This window comes from Paenibacillus barengoltzii G22, from assembly GCF_000403375.2.
GTDB classification, from domain to species: Bacteria; Bacillota; Bacilli; order Paenibacillales; family Paenibacillaceae; genus Fontibacillus; species Fontibacillus barengoltzii.
In genome coordinates this window covers 1,501,161-1,517,840 of the sequence record NZ_KE159652.1, presented here as the reverse complement: position 1 = coordinate 1,517,840, position 16,680 = coordinate 1,501,161, and the positions used below count along the sequence as shown (strand labels likewise).

Here is a 16,680-nt window from a genome sequence, read left to right as displayed (position 1 = left end):
CACAACAAGAATATCTTGTTGCAGCCGGTAGATCATGAACTTCTTTCTATTAATTTGTTTGGAACAACTGAGGATACAATGCTTGAATGCCGCCAGCAAAGTCCTGTTGCACTTTACGGCTAAAGTCATCGGCGACAATTTCGTATTTGTCTGCCTCAATCCCATCGATGGCAATCTTCGCAATATCCGCGGGACTTGCTTTAGGAGCTTTTACATTGGCGGTCATATCTGTGTCCATAAACGCCACATGAAGTCCGGAAAGCCGAATATTCTTAGGTGCCAAGACCGTGCGAAGCGTATTGGTCATATTCCATTCCGCCGATTTCGCTGCAGGATATCCCGTGTTGCCTACAGTTACCCAGGATAGGACAGAGAGGATATTCAGAATCGTCCCGCCTCCATTTTTCTCAAGAATCGGGGCAAACGCACGGATCATCGACAGCGTCCCGAAGTAGTGAGTTTCCATATCCAAGCGAATCTGTTCCATATCGCCGTCCAGCAAAGAAGCTCCTGTAAGTGTTCCCGCATTGTTTACCAACAAAGTCAGATCGGGAATGGATTCTGCCGCCTTCGCAACCGATTGAGGATCTGTAATATCCACTTGTACGGGAATGGCCCCCGGCAATTGAATCGCTTTGGGATCTCTCGCTCCGGCATAAACCTTAGCCCCTCTTGCGAGAAGTTCGCTTGCAAGGTGGTAACCCAGCCCGCGATTCGCACCAGTAACCAACGCAACTTGTTTTGAAATTTCCATTGTTAGCAGCTCCTTTTATAGTTTTGAATGTGTTTTTTCTGGAATCTTATTTAGAACGAACATTCTTTTATTATCAAAAAAATAACTTCTTTCAAAGTTGCCCTCCCCCCTGCAAAGTCAACTCTTATATCTAGAACGATCGTTCTCGTTAATGTGTAGGAAGTTCCGCCTGCAAAGTCATCATACATGATTTGAGAACGATCAGTCAAGAATTTTTTTGCTCCCCTTCTTCAGCAGCCAAACTCCCTGAATGTATCAATCAAAAACAGCGGATACTGCAACTTTCGCGGTGTCCTCCAAAATTTTACGATTCGTAGCGGTTTTAGCAAGCACATACAACCCGTGCCGCGTAGCCACCAGGAACCTTGCGGTCTCACGGATATCCCGTCCAGCCTTTAATTTGCCTAACTCTTGAGCTCGCATCAAAAATCTATAAAAAGCTATTTCCATGTCTGACGTAAAAACTTCGAACCGTCGGGAAATCTCCAAATCCACAGCCCCTAGTTCCATGGCGGTGTTAGCAATAAAACATCCACGACGTCCTGTTTCATTGTTTAAAGCCGTATCTATCAAACTATCGAGATAACGTTGTAACAATTCCTTAGCTTTTCCATCCTCTTCAAGGATCCAAAGGCTCGATTTTTGGTCACTGCCTGGAATCGATCCAAACAGTTGAGGAACAATTGATTTTTATCGCCAAATGTATCGTACAAGCTTCCTCTGTGGACCCCTGTCCGATCGACCAAATCCTGAATGGAGGTTAGTAAAGAATTATGCTTATGGCATTGCCTAAAACCAAATCTTTCTATACCTAGTATTCATAACCCATAGCAATGATGATAGAACTGTTTCAATATTCACTTCTTTTGTGGCGAAGGTATAAAACACTGACCTAAAAAACATTTTTTTAGATACACAGTAATTCAGCATCACTTTCGTGTTCACATACCTCCTGAGGAAGTTATTGCAACACCACATCCATACAATCCAGCTCTGCATCTAAGAGACTTGTCCCTGGATATTAATTGTATTTCAATATTTGTTTTACTTAACTAGCGTCTTTGTATTTTCTTGTACCGGTAATCTTATATCTGTAATTTCCTGAAAAAGTAGTTCCTCGATAACGCTTAATACTTTACTCTTGATAGTTCGAGCATTTTCACCAGTTGTTTGGATGATTTTACTAACCCTACTATATACTTCGAGTTTATCGATAAGCCCTTCACACTCGTTAGCAATTGAATCTATCTCCTTCATCGTTAACTCGTATATTGTTTCTTCAGAAAAGTCACTAAATTCGATAAATTTATCAATTCTATAAAAAATCGGTAGACCTAAACTCTCTTTGATCTCATTTATACTAGAAAAATTAGATGTCAGTATTATCAATAAGCCTGAAATATCAACATCATACGTCGCGTCACTAAAAACAGTATTATCAAACAAAGTGTAAAAGGCTGAATAGAAGTACTCTGGGCATTTATCAAGTTCGTCAAGAAATATAAGATTTGATTCTCTTTCCATAAGGTCGAATCCTAAACTTCTTCGATTCGGTCGGTCACCAAAAAAATAATAAGAATAAGCCTCATTTTTAAACATCGACAAGTGCTTTTCCATATATTTTCCATCAAAGAATTTTTTTGATATTTCCCTAACTAGTTCCGTCTTCCCTAAACTACTTTTACCATATAACATGATTACATAAGGCTTTTTTCTATTTACAGTTGTTAAATACCACATACTTTTACTTATTTCGTAAATTGCATTATTCTGTCCAATAATGCTCTGCGCGATAGAACCCATATTTTCTGAAAAATGCTCTGGTTGTCTGGTTATAGCATATTTCTCACTAATCCGGGTCAAATCAACTATTTCACGGTTGCATAAATCTTCAAGATATGTTTCTAACACTCTTGGAGGATTATGAATATATATAGTTGCATCATCTGTTGTCAGTTCTTCAATTAATGAGCCTAATCTATCGTGGGCAGATTCCACAATTCCATGATAATTATTATTTTTTAATATCATGGATGAAGCTTTAAATTGGTCTAGTTGATAATCTCTTTTCTTTATTTCATCAAAAATCCTAACTAATTCCAGAAAGTATTCCGCCCCTTCTTTGAACTCTTTAATTTGATCATCGAAAAAAGACTGTGAACCGATTATTATTTTGTATGTTCTTTTATCCACCTTGGATACCTCCCGTTGTAATACATGCATATACTACATCGAATAATTGAACTTTATTGGCACTGTTCCCTTTACTTATAGAATCACCATTTTTAATATCATCGTCGGTTGATATAGTTGGTGGGTATGCATCAGCAAGAGATTTATGATGACTGACCCCAGTAATAAAATTTTCCATTTTACTTATTTGTTTTAAGAAGTCAAATTTCTCTTTATCAAATTTTCCAACATCAATACAATATAATGTCATTCTTGTGGCCAACAAATCATTCCGTTTATAGTTACTAACGAAGGCAGAATTATTAAATCGAACATACCGCTGATCATCAACTTTATATGTATCATACCCATCATAATCGTCCATTACAGACTTAAACTCATTTATATCTACACCTTCCACACCTCCTTTAATAATTCGTAAATATCCTCCAGCAACCCTAAAAAAAGTTGATGAGTTTTCAATGTCGAAAATTAGCGTGTCCTTAATTTCTGTAAAGTGCAATTTTAGTTGTTCAAATTCAGAAATCTCAGTCGATGTAATTGTTGTAGAAGAATCTCTTTTAAACATAAATGATGCGTTAATTCTTCCTGAAAATAAAAAAGATAATCTATCCCAAAAAGGTACACTCAATTTAACTTTCGCCTCTACCTCAGCACTAGTTTCGATTCCCGTTGAGGATACAGAATCTAGCTTAGTTGTTTTTGAACCTTTATATTGCTCTTGAAGAATATTTCTTATCGTTTCTTTGTCAAAATATATTATCTTGTTAATACCTTTATTTTTTATCATTAACTCTAACCTCCATACCCATGAGTCCTCTTACAAATTAAATAGTATAATTTACCTATATTCATATACTACTATAAAATGGAATATTATGTAGAATAAAATATATATTGCTCGAAAATAAAGTAAATCTCTCTGTTGACAATACTGTGGAAGTCAAGTGACCTAACTGAATAAACATGCATACAACATGCTCTGTACTAATTCTAACCTAACCTTCTCTCTAAATTTTCACTTATTTACTCCTTCCCCCCACAAAACACCTCTACCATAACCAACGCCCCCATCCTAAAGCCCTGGACAAAAGCCTCCCTTATTACCATTGAATTAGATTCACCACTTAAATCTAAGATTTGCTCTAATTTGGCAAAGTCTCTATCCGAAAAACTTTCTTTAGCTTCCTGCATTAAATTTGAAATCTTTTTATTAAGTGGACGATAGTCGGGATCTGTAGGAACCAATCGTTCTTCAGGTCTCAGGTTGCCGTAGAATATATCTTCTACAATACTCTTCATACCTCTCTCCCTTTCAAGTGCTCCGTTACTATATTCAAAATCCCTTGAAATATTTGGGATATGAATTGATTTTATGCGAAAAATGCATAAATCTCAATATGCATTTTTCGCATAGAGTAAACTTAGCATGGGTGATATATGAATGTATAAGCGAATCAGGGATTTAAGAATAGATAGAGATTTAACACAACAACAAATAGCTCAACTTTTAAACATTTCACAGGCAACCTATTCTCGTTACGAAAACGGAAACTTGGATGTTCCAAGCTCCGTTTTGATTAAATTAGCCAACTTCTACAACGTTAGTGTCGATTACATTTTGGGTCAAACCAACATTACTAAGCGTTCTTATGACAAGTAACTTAGTACTAATTAGCACTAAAACAAAGTTCACTTACTTACTGGCATAGTAAATTTATAGGTTATTAACAAATGTCCTCGAGGTGAGCCCATGATCACAATTAGACCGCTGCAACCCCATGAGTTTGATTTCTTCACGGATATGCATTATGAATCAATTCATATCCCACAAGGGAAACCGCCAAAGGCTGAGCTATTAAATGCGCCGCATCTGAAGAAATATCACGAAGGTTGGGGACGATCAGGAGACCGGGCTTTTGTCGCCGTGAAGGACGATCAACATGCCGGGGCGGTATGGTATAGACTGTTCGAGGAAACGAATCCAGGGTTTGGTTACGTCGATAACGAAACGCCGGAGCTGGGAATTGCTATACATCCGGATTTTCGGGGAATGGGAATCGGGCGGCTTTTAATGAATGAAATCATCAAGCAAGCAGCGCTTGATGGATACCATTCACTGTCCCTAAGTGTAGATCCCACCAATACTCCAGCCGTGGAACTCTATCAGAAATTAGGTTTTACCTACTTCGGGATCTCCGGAACCTCCTGGACAATGAAACTGGATCTTGCTCCAAAAACGAAACCCACGCCTTAATCCAAGACGTGGGTTTTCGTTTGCTCCCTTATTTCAACTTCCACAAGGCAGGTACATTCTCAGGCTCCCAGCCCGGAAGAGAGGTATGGGCTTGTAGGCAAATATAGATGTTTCCGTTGTAAGATACCTCGTCGTTAATATTGAAGGATACATAAGGTTGCCAAGGTTGGGCATCACCTGGAGAACCTGACGACGCCGTTGTCCCTTGAACTGTAGCTCCTGAGGAGACATTGCCGGCAGCATCTTTGGCTGTGACGGTAAATGTATACGTCGTGTTCGGTGACAAACCGCTAATGGTTGCCGTGGTATTCGTCGCATTTACACTTCCAGAGCCGTAGGAGATGGTATAACCAACAACCCCCACATTATCATTGGAAGCGGACCATTCCAGCGTGATACTGTTTGACGTAACTGCAGTTACCCGAAGCTGACTCGGGGCAGTTGGCGGCGTTGTGTCAGGAGTTGGATTCGGATCTGGGCCAGGACCTGGGTTCGTCCCTAAATTGTCTAAATATGCACGATGAGACCGAGAAAATTCAAAATTCGCCGCCTTGTCCCAGTTGATGGACCAGGTCATCAGGCCTTTGAAGCTGGGATAACCTTGCGGCTGACGTAATGTATAGCTTCCGCCAAACGATTGACCTTTAATCAGATAATCCAATGCTTTGTGTACGTTGGCTGGTGTCGTGTATCCTCCTCCCGCTGCCGCTTGCGTCGCCGGAAGGCCGATGAGCAGTTGCTCCGGACGTAGGGCTGGGAACTTGTAGTTCGCATTACCGCCGACATTAAACCCTTGCAATAGCATTTCAGCCATCGCCACTTGGAAGTCAGCGGTACCTTGAACGTAGGATCGGCCGTCTAACGCGGTCATCGGACCGGAGTTATAATGCTGCACGTGGAGATAATCCAGTTGATCCCGAAAAGCGTAAATCACCGGCAGATATGCACCCCATGGCCCGCCGTAGGCTACATAACCGCCTTGAACGTAAGCCGTTTCCGGCGCCATCGTCAACATGAAGTCCGAACCGTAGCTGTTCAAAATTTCACGTACGCCGGAAATCAAATTTACGATTCTCGGAGTCGTCGGATTTCGAAAATCCGTATCTCCCCCGTTTAAGGACAAAGAGCTGCCTTCGAGATCAATGTCCAACCCGTCAAAACCGTAAGTATCGATAATGCTCTTCATCGTCTGAACAAAAGTCTGCCGGGCTTGCTCACTGGACAGATCCACGGTCCCATTAGCGCCGCCCACGGAAATGAGAACCTTCTTGCCTTTGCCTTGCAACTCACGGATATCCGCCTTGAAGTCGTTGATGGAAGCGTTATACGGCGTAAATGCCATATTCCCGCTAGCAGGTCCCCCGACGGGCTCTGCGAACGCAACCTGAATGACATCAAAATCCGGTGAAACATCCCGCAGCCGGATATTCACAGATCCGTTATCGAAGTTATGCCAATATCCAACAAGTATTCGTTCTCCTGCTGCTCCAACTGGCTTGGCTGCAGCATACGCTAAGGTTGAAAACAGCGGCACCACAAGTATCAAGGCGAGCAACCAAATCTTTGTCCTCCTTAATAAACTGACCTGAACCATAATTTTCCTCCTTCGCTTGAATCGTCAATCTCTCAAGTCCCATGAAGTGTGAGATTGCAATAGATATCTTATTTTACATAATCATCCATTTTACCTGCTAGATTTTAGATAATTTTTATAGATTATGAGAAATTAGAGACTTGAAGTTTTGAGGATTGCTGCGAAATCGAGGAATTCAAGAGAGATAATCTAGCGTTTGACAGCTTGGCACCCCTGATATAAAATGAAGTCACATCCTTAATTTGCCATATCTTACTGACTTAAGGATGAAAGTTGATCCCACAATTTGAGGGCGCTGCTTTCCTGATCCTCCCTATCAGGAACAACCCCGTAATCTTCCGTTGAAGATTGCGGGGTTTTTTGTTTTGTAGCGGCGGGAAAGGAGGAACCGAACGATCCTACAGCGGTTGGCTTAAATTTCAAATGAAGTCTATGTTCAGAACAGTAGAAAAAGCTGGAAAGGTGGTTTGATCTATGAAACCGTTTTTAAAAAAATCCATTATCACACTCCTTGCTTCCACCTGTCTCTTTACAGCATGGCTCATCCCTTCCATCGCCGTACCGACGGCGAGCGCCGCTCCCGATACGTCGGTTCTTAACAAGCAAAGCTTCTCTACCGATGTCATCTATCAAATTGTGACCGACCGCTTCGCGGATGGGGATCCTAGCAACAATCCATCGGGCGCGGCCTATTCACCCGGTTGTACAAATCTGAAGCTTTATTGTGGAGGAGACTGGCGGGGTATCATTAACAAGATTAACGAGGGGTACTTTGCCGGAATGGGTGTAAGCGCTTTATGGATATCTCAGCCGGTCGAAAATATTTACAGCGTCATTGACTACTCCGGTGTCAATAGCACGTCCTATCACGGGTATTGGGCCCGCGACTTTAAACGAACGAATCCGGCGTTTGGCAGCATGAGCGATTTTCAAGAGCTCATTAACACAGCACATGCCAACAACATCAAGATCATCATTGATTTCGCACCGAACCACACCTCCCCTGCTTCGGAGACACAACCTTCCTTTGCCGAGAACGGTCGGTTGTACGATAATGGCAACCTGATTGCCGGCTACACGGGGGACACCAACGGAATTTTCCATCATAATCAAGGCACGAATTTCTCCTCGCTGGAGGATGGCATCTATCGGAATCTGTATGATCTGGCCGACATCAATCACCACAACAACGTAACGGATACGTATTTCAAAGATGCAATCAAGCTCTGGTTGGATATGGGGATCGATGGCATTCGGGTGGACGCGGTGAAGCATATGCCGGAGGGCTGGCAGAAGAACTGGGTTGCTTCGATTGCAGGATATCAACCGGTGTTTACCTTCGGGGAATGGTTCCTTGGCGTTGGCGAAAATGATCCGAACAATATCCGCTTCGCCAATGAATCCGGGATGAGTCTGCTTGACTTCCAATTTGGTCAAAAAGTCCGGCAGGTCTTCCGCGACAATACAGATACGATGTACGGCTTAAATAACATGCTGACTACAACAGCAGCCAACTACAAACATATCCATGACCAAGTCACGTTTATTGATAACCATGACATGGATCGTTTTAAGCTGGGCAACAACGACCGGCGATTGGAGCAAGCGCTGGCCTTCACATTAACATCACGCGGCGTTCCGGCAATCTATTACGGGACAGAGCAATATATGACGGGCAATGGTGATCCGGCGAACCGAGGTTTTATGAGTGGATTCTCGACTTCTACCACCGCATATCAAGTCATCGGCAAGCTGGCGCCGCTTCGCAAATCGAACCCGGCACTCGCCTATGGAAGCACGCAGGAACGCTGGATCAATCATGATGTATTTATCTATGAGCGAAAATTCGGCAATAGCGTAGCGCTGGTCGCCATTAACCGCAATACGACCACCGCCGCCTCGATCACTGGCTTGCAGACCTCACTACCAGCCGGTACTTATACCGACGAGTTAAACGGACTGCTGGATGGCGGCAGTATTACGGTAAGTTCTACGGGATCAGTCCCCGCCTTTAACCTGCCGGCAGGGGCTGTTGCAGTATGGCAATTTGCAGCTAGTGAATCCGCACCGATCATCGGTAATATCGGAACGGACATGGGTAAAGCGGGCACAACGCTGACGATCGATGGCCGAGGCTTTGGGAATACAAAAGGAACGGTCTTCTTCGGTACAACGGCAGTAACCGGTAACCAGATCGTGCAGTGGGAGGATTCACAAATCCAAGTGAAAGTACCGGCAATCACACCAGGTCAGTATGACATCAAAGTCCGCAACGCATCCTCCGTGGACAGCAACAGCTATAGCAGCTTTAACCTGCTTACAGGAGATCAAGTCTCGGTTCGGTTTATCATTAACAATGCCAACACCACGTTAGGTGAAAATGTCTATCTGACAGGCAACATCGCCGAGCTTGGCAACTGGGACCCGGACAAAGCAATTGGTCCATTCTTTAACCAGATCATTAGAACCTATCCAACTTGGTACTTTGATGTCAGCGTGCCGGCGGGAACAAACCTGGAATTCAAGTTTATCAAGAAGAACGGGACATCCGTGACCTGGGAAGGCGGCTCCAACCACAGCTTTACAACGCCAACCAACGGTGTAGGCACAGTTGAGGTCAACTGGCAACCCTAAGCAGGGTTCATATAACATCCAAATGAGCAGCTATGGATCAAATTTCCTTAGCTGCTCGTTTCTTATCCTCACGTAGGAGATCCCAACCCCCGTGCCAATTGCACGGGTTTTATCTTTTATTTCACATGCAGTAACTTCTCTTCCTTCCGTAGTACATGACTGACACCCCAACTGTGCATCGCATCCAGCAGCGGCTCCAAACTTCTGCCATACTCCGATATCGAATATTCTACACGAGGCGGAACCTCGGGATAGACGATCCGTTCGATAATCCCCTCTTCCTCTAATTCACGCAGGTTCTGGGTCAGCATTTTTTGGGAAATGTCCGGCAGCTTGCGCTTAAGGTCACTGAATCTTTTCGTGCCTTCTTGCAACAACACCAACAGAATCATCGGTTTCCACTTTCCCACAATAATCTCCAATGCGTCACCGACGTGACAAAGCTCAGGTATCTTCTCCATAGCACAACCTCCTAGTTTCTTATTAGTTTCTTATAAGTAACTATACCACTAAAAAGTGCGTACTTACTATATTTTCGTAAGCTGATTATAATAAGCGCATAAGCAACATCACATCACCAAAAAATAAACAAGGGGTGAATTTCTCATGAACCAATATCGTATTGATCCCAGCAAAGGACTGGAGTTTGGCATATATACTTTGGGCGATCATGTGCCTGATCCCAAAACGGGAAAAAGCACTTCCCCACAAGAACGAATTCAACAAATTATCGAGTACGCTAAGCTTGCTGAACAAGCAGGTTTGGACTTCTTCAGTGTCGGTGAAAGCCACCAAAATTATTTCGCGACCCAAGCACACACGGTGGTGCTTGCCGCTATAGCTCAAGCCACGAGCAAAATCAAGATCGGCAGTACCGCCACGATCATCAGTACTTCGGATCCTGTTCGCGTGTATGAGGATTTTTCCACGATTGACCTCATCTCGAACGGCCGGGCAGAGATCGTGGCCGGGCGCGCCTCAAGAGTTGGACTGTTTGACTTGTTAGGTTACAATGTTCACGATTACGAGGAATTATTCGAAGAGAAATTCGATCTTCTGCGGTTGATTAATGAACAAGAGGTTGTCAACTGGAGTGGAGAGTTCCGGGCACCGTTGCGAAATGCCAAGATCATCCCACGTCCGCTGAACGGCTCCTTGCCGATTTGGCGGGCGGTTGGAGGAAGTCCAGCCAGTGCGGTTAAAGCTGGTTTCGCCGGCGTTCCAATGGTAATGGCACATTTAGGCGGTCCCGCTTCCGTCTTCAAACGGACGGTTGACGTCTATCGGGAAGCCGCCAGAAAGGCTGGCCACAACCCGGACGAACTGCCTGTCGCAACTGCAGGCTTCTTCTACGCAGCCGAAACGTCACAACAGGCCCTGCAGGAGTTCTATCCTTACGTCAACGAAAGCATGATGAAATCGAATGGCCAAGGCTTCCATCGACAACTGTTCATGCAAGGCAGCGACCCGCATCACATCATTAATGCCGGCAGCCCTCAACAAATTATCGAGAAGATCCTGTATCAACATGAATTGTTTGGTCATCAGCGATATATCGCCCAAATCGATCTTGGCGGTATGCCGTTTGATCAGGTGAAACGGAATATCGAACTGATCGGCACAGAAATCTTGCCAGCCATCAAGAAATACACGAAAAAATCTGAAGGAGGTAAATAATGATGAAAGTCGTTGGATTGTCCGGCACCATCGTAGGTTCGAAAACCAAAACTGCCGTGGATTACACTCTAAAAACGATAGCGGAAAAGTACCCCGGCACGGAAACGACGCTGATTGATCTGGCTGAATATCAAGTTCAATTTAGTGACGGGCGTAACTATTTGGATTATGAAGGCGATACGGGAATGATTACCCGAGCGATCATGGACGCTGACGTTCTGATCATCGGTACGCCGATCTTCCAGGCATCAATTCCAGGAACGCTCAAGAACATTTTCGATCTGCTTCCACAATATGCTCTTAAGGACAAGGTGGTTAGTATCGTGGCTACCGCAGGCTCATCCCGCCACTTCCTCGTACCTGAACAGCAATTGAAGCCAATCCTGACTTACTTGAAAGCACAATTAGTACAGAACTATGTGTTTATTGAAGAACAAGACTTCTACCGTAAAGAGATTGTGAACGACGATGTCAAATTCCGGATTGAGCGTCTAGCCGAGGATACCATGATGTTGGCTGAAACCTATGCCAATATCCGAGAGGCTGCCTATAACGAGTTATGATAGCAAACCAAAGACTGCGCATGAAAAAAGGCTGACGAGTCATCGCCAGCCTTTTGACATTTAATCCAAGCTTGCCGTATTTGCAAGCGGAAGTGCCCCTTCCTTGCGTTGCTTCGCATACTCCGCCGTAGCCGTAAACAGCACGTCGGAGGAAGAATTCAGCGCCGTCTCACACGAGTCCTGCACGACCCCGATAATAAAACCTACCCCTACAACCTGCATCGCGATGTCGTTCGAGATCCCAAACAAGCTGCAAGCCAGAGGGATCAGCAACAGCGAACCGCCGGCCACGCCGGAAGCGCCAGCTGCGGAAATCGCCGACAAGACGCTTAGGATCACTGCTGTACCGAAGTCCACCTCAATGCCTAACGTATGGACAGCTGCCAGCGTCAAGACCGAAATCGTGACCGCTGCGCCCGCCATATTGATCGTCGCTCCCAATGGGATAGATACCGAATACGTATCCTTATTCAGTCCCAATTTTTCACTGAGACGCATATTCACAGGGATATTTGCCGCCGAGCTGCGGGTGAAGAACGCCGTGATCCCACTTTCTTTCAAACAGGTGAATACGAGGGGATACGGGTTCCGACGAATGTTGATGTAAACGATCAGCGGGTTGACGATCAACGCGATGAACAGCATGCAACCCACCAAAACCATTAACAGCTTCCCGTAATCCAGCAACGATTCCAATCCACTTACCGTAATGGATTCATACACAAGTCCCAAAATTCCAAACGGTGCGAATTGAATAACCCACTTAACGATTTGCGAAACAGCGTCGGAGGCGTGTGTAAGCAAGCTTTTGGTCTGATCGCCTGCGCCTTTCAGCGCTAAACCAAGCAGGATCGCCCAAGCCAATATACCGATATAGTTGGCATTCATTAACGCACTCACCGGATTATCCACTACATTCAGCAGTAATCCCTTTAGAACTTCGATGATGCCTCCAGGCGGGGTTAAACCTTCGGTCGTCCCTGCCAAGGATAAGCTGACCGGGAACAGGAAACAGGCTGTCACGGCGCTGGCCCCAGCCAAAAACGTACTGACTAAGTACAACACGAGAATCGACTTCATGTTGGTTTGCCGCCCTTTTTGATGGTTCGCGATCGCAGCCATAACCAATAGCAGCACCAGTACCGGCGCTACGGCCTTTAGAGCAGACACGAATAGCGTCCCTAGGAGCGCTATGCCGCTGGCTTGAGGTACGATTAACGCCAAGAGGATCCCCACCACCAAGCCAACAAGAATTCGCTTCACAAGACTGATTTCATTCCATTTCTGTAAGATTGCCTTCATGTTTCTCCCCCGTATGTTTATGATGTCACATCAATGCATAGCGATAGTATACCACGCATTATGGACATTTGTCCTCCGGGCGGAAACATTTGTGCAATACTTTTCACAGATTGTCAGAAAATTCAGACGAAAAAGCCAGATCAAGACGATAATTCTCCAATTGGATCTCCGTCTTCCGCCCTAACATGAGTTGGGCAAGCTGTGCGCCGATATACGGCCCCATCGTTAATCCTGAAGCTCCTAGGCCGTTGGCCGCATAGATCCCCTTCCATTCAGGTACCGCCCCGACGACCGGAAGAAATCCTGGTGTGAACGGACGAAACCCCACTCTCGCTTCCAAAAAACAGCCGTCCGCCAACCCCGGTGCCACCGTCAGCGCCTTGTTGATCACTTCTTGCAAGCCGCCCGCTGTCACACGGGTATCATAACCCTGCGGATCGTTTTCATGGGTTGCGCCAATCACAATCCGGCTGTCATCGAACGCCAGAATGTACTGATCTCCCGGCGGCATTACGACAGGCCAATGCTCGGTTGCAACGTCCGGCAGTGATAAATGAACAATTTGGGCTTTCTGGTAAGTGACCTGGAAGTCCAAACCCAGCGGAGTGAGCAGTTGACGCGCCCATGCCCCGGCACAAACAGCAACCGCATCAGCGTTGATCTCTTCCGTGCCGACGCGCACCCCGGTGACGGTGTTGCCGTCATACAGAAGCGAAGCTTCGCCGCGGATGATCGTCGCCCCATTCCGTACCGCTGCCCTCAGAAGCGATTCGCGGAGCGCACGCCCGTCAACGCGGGCGGCACCGCTCACATACAGGGCGTAGAACCCCTCATCCAATGGAGGAAACAACCGCTTTACTTCGTCCGGTTCAAGCAATCGAATCTCTCTCATCTCCGGGGCTTCTTGTCTACGGTCGACGGCCAGCTTCTCCAAGGCAACCAGCTTTTCGCGTTCCCGATGAAGACGCAGTGCCCCAACACGAGCATATCCTGTATCGTACTCTCCTTCCGCCTCGAGTTCATTGATTAAGGACTCGTAATAATACGCGCCCGATTTGGCCAAGCTATACCAAGCTTTATTACGCCGTTGTGAGATCCAGGGGCATATTATCCCGGCGGCAGCGTCAGTGGCTTGTCCAGGCCCCCCACGGTCGACGACCGTAACCTCGGCTCCCAGCTTAGCCAACTGATATGCGGTTGAAGCCCCGAGAATCCCGGAGCCGATAACTATCATCTTTTTCACGTTAAAAGCCTCCCTTGCCTCCATTATAGTTTAAATTGAAACCATCGCGGCATACCTTCGTAACAACCAATATGGCTCTATAAAAAGGAGGACTCCCTATGATTATGACTACCACCCCAACCATTGAAGGATCTCCGGTCAAACGTTATCTTGGGATCGTGACCGGAGAAGTGATCATGGGCGCGAACGTGGTCCGCGATTTTCTTGCTTCGATCACCGATATCGTCGGAGGACGTTCCGGTGCTTATGAGAACAAGCTTCAGGAAGCTCGGGACACCGCCTTTGCAGAAATGTCTGACCAAGCATCGCGCCTTGGCGCAAATGCGATTATCGGTGTCGATATCGATTATGAAGTCATTCGAGAAGGCATGCTGATGGTATCTGTCAGCGGAACCGCCGTCGTTGTATAGTCTCTGGAAAAAAATCAAAAACCCGCAAATTTGCGGGTTTTTGTGTGTTCCTGATTAGAATCGTCCATCTTTACTTGGTTATAATAACTTCGTCATAAATACGCTGTTCGGATCCTCGACATAATCTTCAAAGGGACCGCAATACGTAAACCCAAAGCTCTCGTACAATTTACGGGCCGGAGCAAAAGCCTCCATCGACCCCGTCTCAAGGCTGATCCGCTGATAACCGCGTCGTACTGCCTCTTCAAGGATATGCGCCAGCATTTGCTTGGCAACGCCTTTCCCACGGTGCGGGATCGCAGTTCGCATCGATTTAACCTCACCGTGTTCGCGATTCAGCTCCTTAAGCGCACCGCATCCCGCGAGCTCGCCATCGATCCAGGCACTCCAAAACGTAACATCCGGCTGCTTCAAGCCGTCTACATTTAAGGCGTGGATGCTTTCAGGTGGAGAGGATTCCGTCATGTTCGCCAAATGCTCGCCAATAAATGCTATAATTTCAGGTCCGCTTAAATCATCCACTGTGATGGTGATCAACAGGCTCCCCCTCCCCCGGACAAACCTAGATTATTTCGCTTGAATATATCCTTCTGCTTTCAGCAGCTCAGCAATCAATACCGCACCGCCTGCAGCTCCGCGCAGCGTATTGTGCGACAGGCCAACGAACTTATAATCGTACAACGAATCTTCGCGCAGACGGCCGACGGAAACGCCCATCCCTTGTTCAATATCGCGATCAAGCTTGGTTTGCGGACGATTGTCTTCCTCAAAATAGGTGATGAATTGCTTCGGAGCGCTTGGCAGTCCCAGCTCTTGCGGCCGGCCTTTGAACTCAGCCCAGCGCTGCAGAATTTCTTCCTTCGACGGTTTCTTCTTAAACGATACGAACACGGTAGCCAAGTGACCGTCCGTCACCGGAACGCGGATACATTGGGTTGTGATAATTGGAGAACTTGCTTTGACGATCTGTCCGCCCTCCACATGACCCCAAATGCGCAGCGGCTCCTGCTCGCTCTTCTCTTCTTCGCCGCCGATATAAGGAATGACGTTATCCAGCATTTCCGGCCAATCCGCAAAGTTCTTGCCAGCCCCGGAAATTGCTTGGTACGTCGATGCCACAACCGTCGTTGGTTCAAAATCAAGCAAAGCGTTTAACGCCGGTACGTAGCTTTGAATCGAGCAGTTCGGTTTCACGGCAATAAACCCGGTGCTCGTACCAAGACGCTTGCGTTGGGCTTCAATCACTTCAATATGTTGCGGGTTTACTTCTGGAATGACCATCGGTACGTCCGGCGTCCAGCGGTGTGCTGAATTGTTGGAAATCACCGGAGTGCCGGTTTTCGCATAGGCTTCCTCCAGCGCTTGGATTTCTGCCTTCTTCATATCTACGGCGCAGAAGACGAAGTCCACGTCCGACGTCACTTCCTCAACCTTAGACGCATCCTGTACAACAATGGATTTCACGGCCTCTGGCATCGGTGTCGCCATTTTCCAACGTCCTTGGACGGATTCTTCATAGGTTTTACCTGCAGAATTGGCGCTGGCTGCAATCGCAGTCACCTCAAACCAAGGATGCTGATCCAGCAGCTGCACGAAACGTTGCCCTACCATTCCTGTTCCACCAACGATGCCTACTTTCAACTTTTGACCCATTTCTAACATCCAGTCCTTTCCCTGTGAGTATTGGAATTATGTCATAAAAAAATCCCGCCTCCAAGACGAGACTTTCGTCTTGGGGGCGAGATTGGTATGCTCGCGGTACCACCCCAGGTTCGCTAATATGTCGCCATATTAACCTCTTCAAGTACAGCCTGGCGCTGCCAAGCGTATACTCTAGCTCTATAACAGGAGCTCCTGTCACACCATCCCGCCGATTTACACGTTCCGATGTGCTGCTCAGAGGCTTTCTTCAGTAAAGTCACGCTTTGCTCCTTCTCAGCGTACCGGAGCTCTCTGGAAAGGTTCGCTTTACTTACTCTTCTCGTCATCGCATTTACATTACATGTTGCGATAATATTACCAGATTCCTGGCGGAACGTAAACTGGTTTCAAG

At 46.1% G+C, this 16,680-nt stretch carries 18 protein-coding genes and 1 other annotated feature; of the genes, 6 read left to right on the top strand and 12 right to left on the bottom strand.

Features of this window, described 5'->3' with window-relative positions:
* Nucleotides 1-49: 49 nt before the first annotated feature.
* From C812_RS07095 to C812_RS07075, 6 genes are all read right to left on the bottom strand, one after another.
* A complete protein-coding gene (locus tag C812_RS07095; RefSeq protein WP_016311984.1) occupies nt 50-754 on the bottom strand; it encodes an SDR family oxidoreductase in 705 nt (234 codons plus the stop codon).
* A 255-nt stretch (nt 755-1,009) separates the two neighbouring features.
* Nucleotides 1,010-1,351, bottom strand: coding sequence for a TetR family transcriptional regulator C-terminal domain-containing protein (locus C812_RS07090; RefSeq protein ID WP_051134901.1), 342 nt, complete (start codon nt 1,349-1,351; stop codon nt 1,010-1,012).
* The gene (locus tag C812_RS23065) at nt 1,324-1,509 is read right to left on the bottom strand and encodes a TetR/AcrR family transcriptional regulator (RefSeq protein WP_425270075.1); all 186 of its coding nucleotides are present in this window, start codon (nt 1,507-1,509) and stop codon (nt 1,324-1,326) included. Before C812_RS23065 ends, C812_RS07090 begins: the two co-directional genes overlap by 28 nt.
* Before the next feature lie 289 nt (nt 1,510-1,798).
* Complete coding sequence (locus C812_RS07085) at nt 1,799-2,947, bottom strand: AAA family ATPase (protein ID WP_016311982.1); 1,149 nt, start codon at nt 2,945-2,947, stop codon at nt 1,799-1,801.
* The gene (locus C812_RS07080) at nt 2,940-3,737 is read right to left on the bottom strand and encodes a DUF6414 family protein (RefSeq protein ID WP_016311981.1); all 798 of its coding nucleotides are present in this window, start codon (nt 3,735-3,737) and stop codon (nt 2,940-2,942) included. The genes C812_RS07085 and C812_RS07080 overlap by 8 nt, the downstream gene beginning before the upstream one ends.
* A gap of 236 nt (nt 3,738-3,973) precedes the next feature.
* Nucleotides 3,974-4,249: a DUF6809 family protein gene (locus C812_RS07075; RefSeq protein ID WP_016311980.1), complete on the bottom strand. Its 276-nt coding sequence runs from the start codon at nt 4,247-4,249 to the stop codon at nt 3,974-3,976.
* Between the two features lie 142 nt (nt 4,250-4,391).
* On the opposite strand from C812_RS07075, the gene C812_RS21790 reads away from it, so the two are divergent.
* Together C812_RS21790 and C812_RS07070 are read left to right on the top strand one after the other, a co-directional pair.
* The gene (locus tag C812_RS21790) at nt 4,392-4,610 is read left to right on the top strand and encodes a helix-turn-helix domain-containing protein (protein ID WP_084770606.1); all 219 of its coding nucleotides are present in this window, start codon (nt 4,392-4,394) and stop codon (nt 4,608-4,610) included.
* A gap of 90 nt (nt 4,611-4,700) precedes the next feature.
* Nucleotides 4,701-5,204 (top strand): GNAT family N-acetyltransferase, encoded by a 504-nt coding sequence (locus tag C812_RS07070; protein ID WP_016311979.1) that lies wholly within the window; start codon nt 4,701-4,703, stop codon nt 5,202-5,204.
* Between the two features lie 28 nt (nt 5,205-5,232).
* On the opposite strand, the gene C812_RS07065 is transcribed toward C812_RS07070, so the two are convergent.
* A complete protein-coding gene (locus C812_RS07065; protein ID WP_016311978.1) occupies nt 5,233-6,798 on the bottom strand; it encodes a carbohydrate-binding protein in 1,566 nt (521 codons plus the stop codon).
* 474 nt (nt 6,799-7,272) lie between these two features.
* Between C812_RS07065 and C812_RS07060 the strand changes: the two genes are divergently transcribed.
* On the top strand, nt 7,273-9,432 hold the full coding sequence (locus tag C812_RS07060; RefSeq protein WP_016311977.1) for an alpha-amylase family glycosyl hydrolase: 2,160 nt from the start codon (nt 7,273-7,275) through the stop codon (nt 9,430-9,432).
* Between the two features lie 116 nt (nt 9,433-9,548).
* Here the strand turns inward: C812_RS07060 and C812_RS07055 are convergent, their stop codons facing one another.
* The gene (locus C812_RS07055) at nt 9,549-9,893 is read right to left on the bottom strand and encodes a winged helix-turn-helix transcriptional regulator (RefSeq protein ID WP_016311976.1); all 345 of its coding nucleotides are present in this window, start codon (nt 9,891-9,893) and stop codon (nt 9,549-9,551) included.
* Nucleotides 9,894-10,038: 145 nt separating this feature from the next.
* Between C812_RS07055 and C812_RS07050 the strand changes: the two genes are divergently transcribed.
* Nucleotides 10,039-11,109 carry an LLM class flavin-dependent oxidoreductase gene (locus C812_RS07050; protein ID WP_016311975.1) on the top strand — a complete coding sequence of 357 codons (1,071 nt, stop codon included), beginning with the start codon at nt 10,039-10,041 and terminating at the stop codon, nt 11,107-11,109.
* A gap of 2 nt (nt 11,110-11,111) precedes the next feature.
* Nucleotides 11,112-11,672, top strand: a complete 561-nt coding sequence (locus C812_RS07045; protein ID WP_016311974.1) for an NADPH-dependent FMN reductase — start codon at nt 11,112-11,114, stop codon at nt 11,670-11,672.
* A gap of 60 nt (nt 11,673-11,732) precedes the next feature.
* Here C812_RS07045 and sstT read toward each other — a convergent pair whose 3' ends face one another.
* Both sstT and C812_RS07035 read right to left on the bottom strand, forming a co-directional pair.
* The gene (sstT, locus tag C812_RS07040; protein ID WP_016311973.1) at nt 11,733-12,974 is read right to left on the bottom strand and encodes a serine/threonine transporter SstT; all 1,242 of its coding nucleotides are present in this window, start codon (nt 12,972-12,974) and stop codon (nt 11,733-11,735) included.
* A 103-nt stretch (nt 12,975-13,077) separates the two neighbouring features.
* Entirely contained in the window at nt 13,078-14,217 is a 1,140-nt protein-coding gene (locus tag C812_RS07035) for an NAD(P)/FAD-dependent oxidoreductase (protein ID WP_016311972.1), read from the bottom strand.
* 98 nt (nt 14,218-14,315) lie between these two features.
* On the opposite strand from C812_RS07035, the gene C812_RS07030 reads away from it, so the two are divergent.
* Complete coding sequence (locus C812_RS07030) at nt 14,316-14,627, top strand: YbjQ family protein (protein WP_016311971.1); 312 nt, start codon at nt 14,316-14,318, stop codon at nt 14,625-14,627.
* A 78-nt stretch (nt 14,628-14,705) separates the two neighbouring features.
* On the opposite strand, the gene C812_RS07025 is transcribed toward C812_RS07030, so the two are convergent.
* The gene (locus tag C812_RS07025) at nt 14,706-15,161 is read right to left on the bottom strand and encodes a GNAT family N-acetyltransferase (RefSeq protein WP_036624779.1); all 456 of its coding nucleotides are present in this window, start codon (nt 15,159-15,161) and stop codon (nt 14,706-14,708) included.
* 33 nt (nt 15,162-15,194) lie between these two features.
* Nucleotides 15,195-16,280 (bottom strand): aspartate-semialdehyde dehydrogenase, encoded by a 1,086-nt coding sequence (asd, locus tag C812_RS07020; protein ID WP_084770661.1) that lies wholly within the window; start codon nt 16,278-16,280, stop codon nt 15,195-15,197.
* 78 nt (nt 16,281-16,358) lie between these two features.
* Nucleotides 16,359-16,624: a binding site (T-box leader), on the bottom strand.
* Nucleotides 16,625-16,680: the final 56 nt, after the last annotated feature.

Bases quoted from the DNA above. Each gene is read 5' to 3' on its own strand.
- C812_RS07095 (WP_016311984.1), bottom strand. From the start codon at position 754: ATGGAAATTTCAAAACAAGTTGCGTTGGTTACTGGTGCGAATCGCGGG.
- C812_RS07080 (WP_016311981.1), bottom strand. From the start codon at position 3,737: ATGATAAAAAATAAAGGTATTAACAAGATAATATATTTTGACAAAGAA.
- C812_RS07075 (WP_016311980.1), bottom strand. From the start codon at position 4,249: ATGAAGAGTATTGTAGAAGATATATTCTACGGCAACCTGAGACCTGAA.
- C812_RS21790 (WP_084770606.1), top strand. From the start codon at position 4,392: ATGTATAAGCGAATCAGGGATTTAAGAATAGATAGAGATTTAACACAA.
- C812_RS07070 (WP_016311979.1), top strand. From the start codon at position 4,701: ATGATCACAATTAGACCGCTGCAACCCCATGAGTTTGATTTCTTCACG.
- C812_RS07065 (WP_016311978.1), bottom strand. From the start codon at position 6,798: ATGGTTCAGGTCAGTTTATTAAGGAGGACAAAGATTTGGTTGCTCGCC.
- C812_RS07060 (WP_016311977.1), top strand. From the start codon at position 7,273: ATGAAACCGTTTTTAAAAAAATCCATTATCACACTCCTTGCTTCCACC.
- C812_RS07055 (WP_016311976.1), bottom strand. From the start codon at position 9,893: ATGGAGAAGATACCTGAGCTTTGTCACGTCGGTGACGCATTGGAGATT.
- C812_RS07050 (WP_016311975.1), top strand. From the start codon at position 10,039: ATGAACCAATATCGTATTGATCCCAGCAAAGGACTGGAGTTTGGCATA.
- C812_RS07045 (WP_016311974.1), top strand. From the start codon at position 11,112: ATGAAAGTCGTTGGATTGTCCGGCACCATCGTAGGTTCGAAAACCAAA.
- sstT (WP_016311973.1), bottom strand. From the start codon at position 12,974: ATGAAGGCAATCTTACAGAAATGGAATGAAATCAGTCTTGTGAAGCGA.
- C812_RS07030 (WP_016311971.1), top strand. From the start codon at position 14,316: ATGATTATGACTACCACCCCAACCATTGAAGGATCTCCGGTCAAACGT.
- asd (WP_084770661.1), bottom strand. From the start codon at position 16,280: ATGGGTCAAAAGTTGAAAGTAGGCATCGTTGGTGGAACAGGAATGGTA.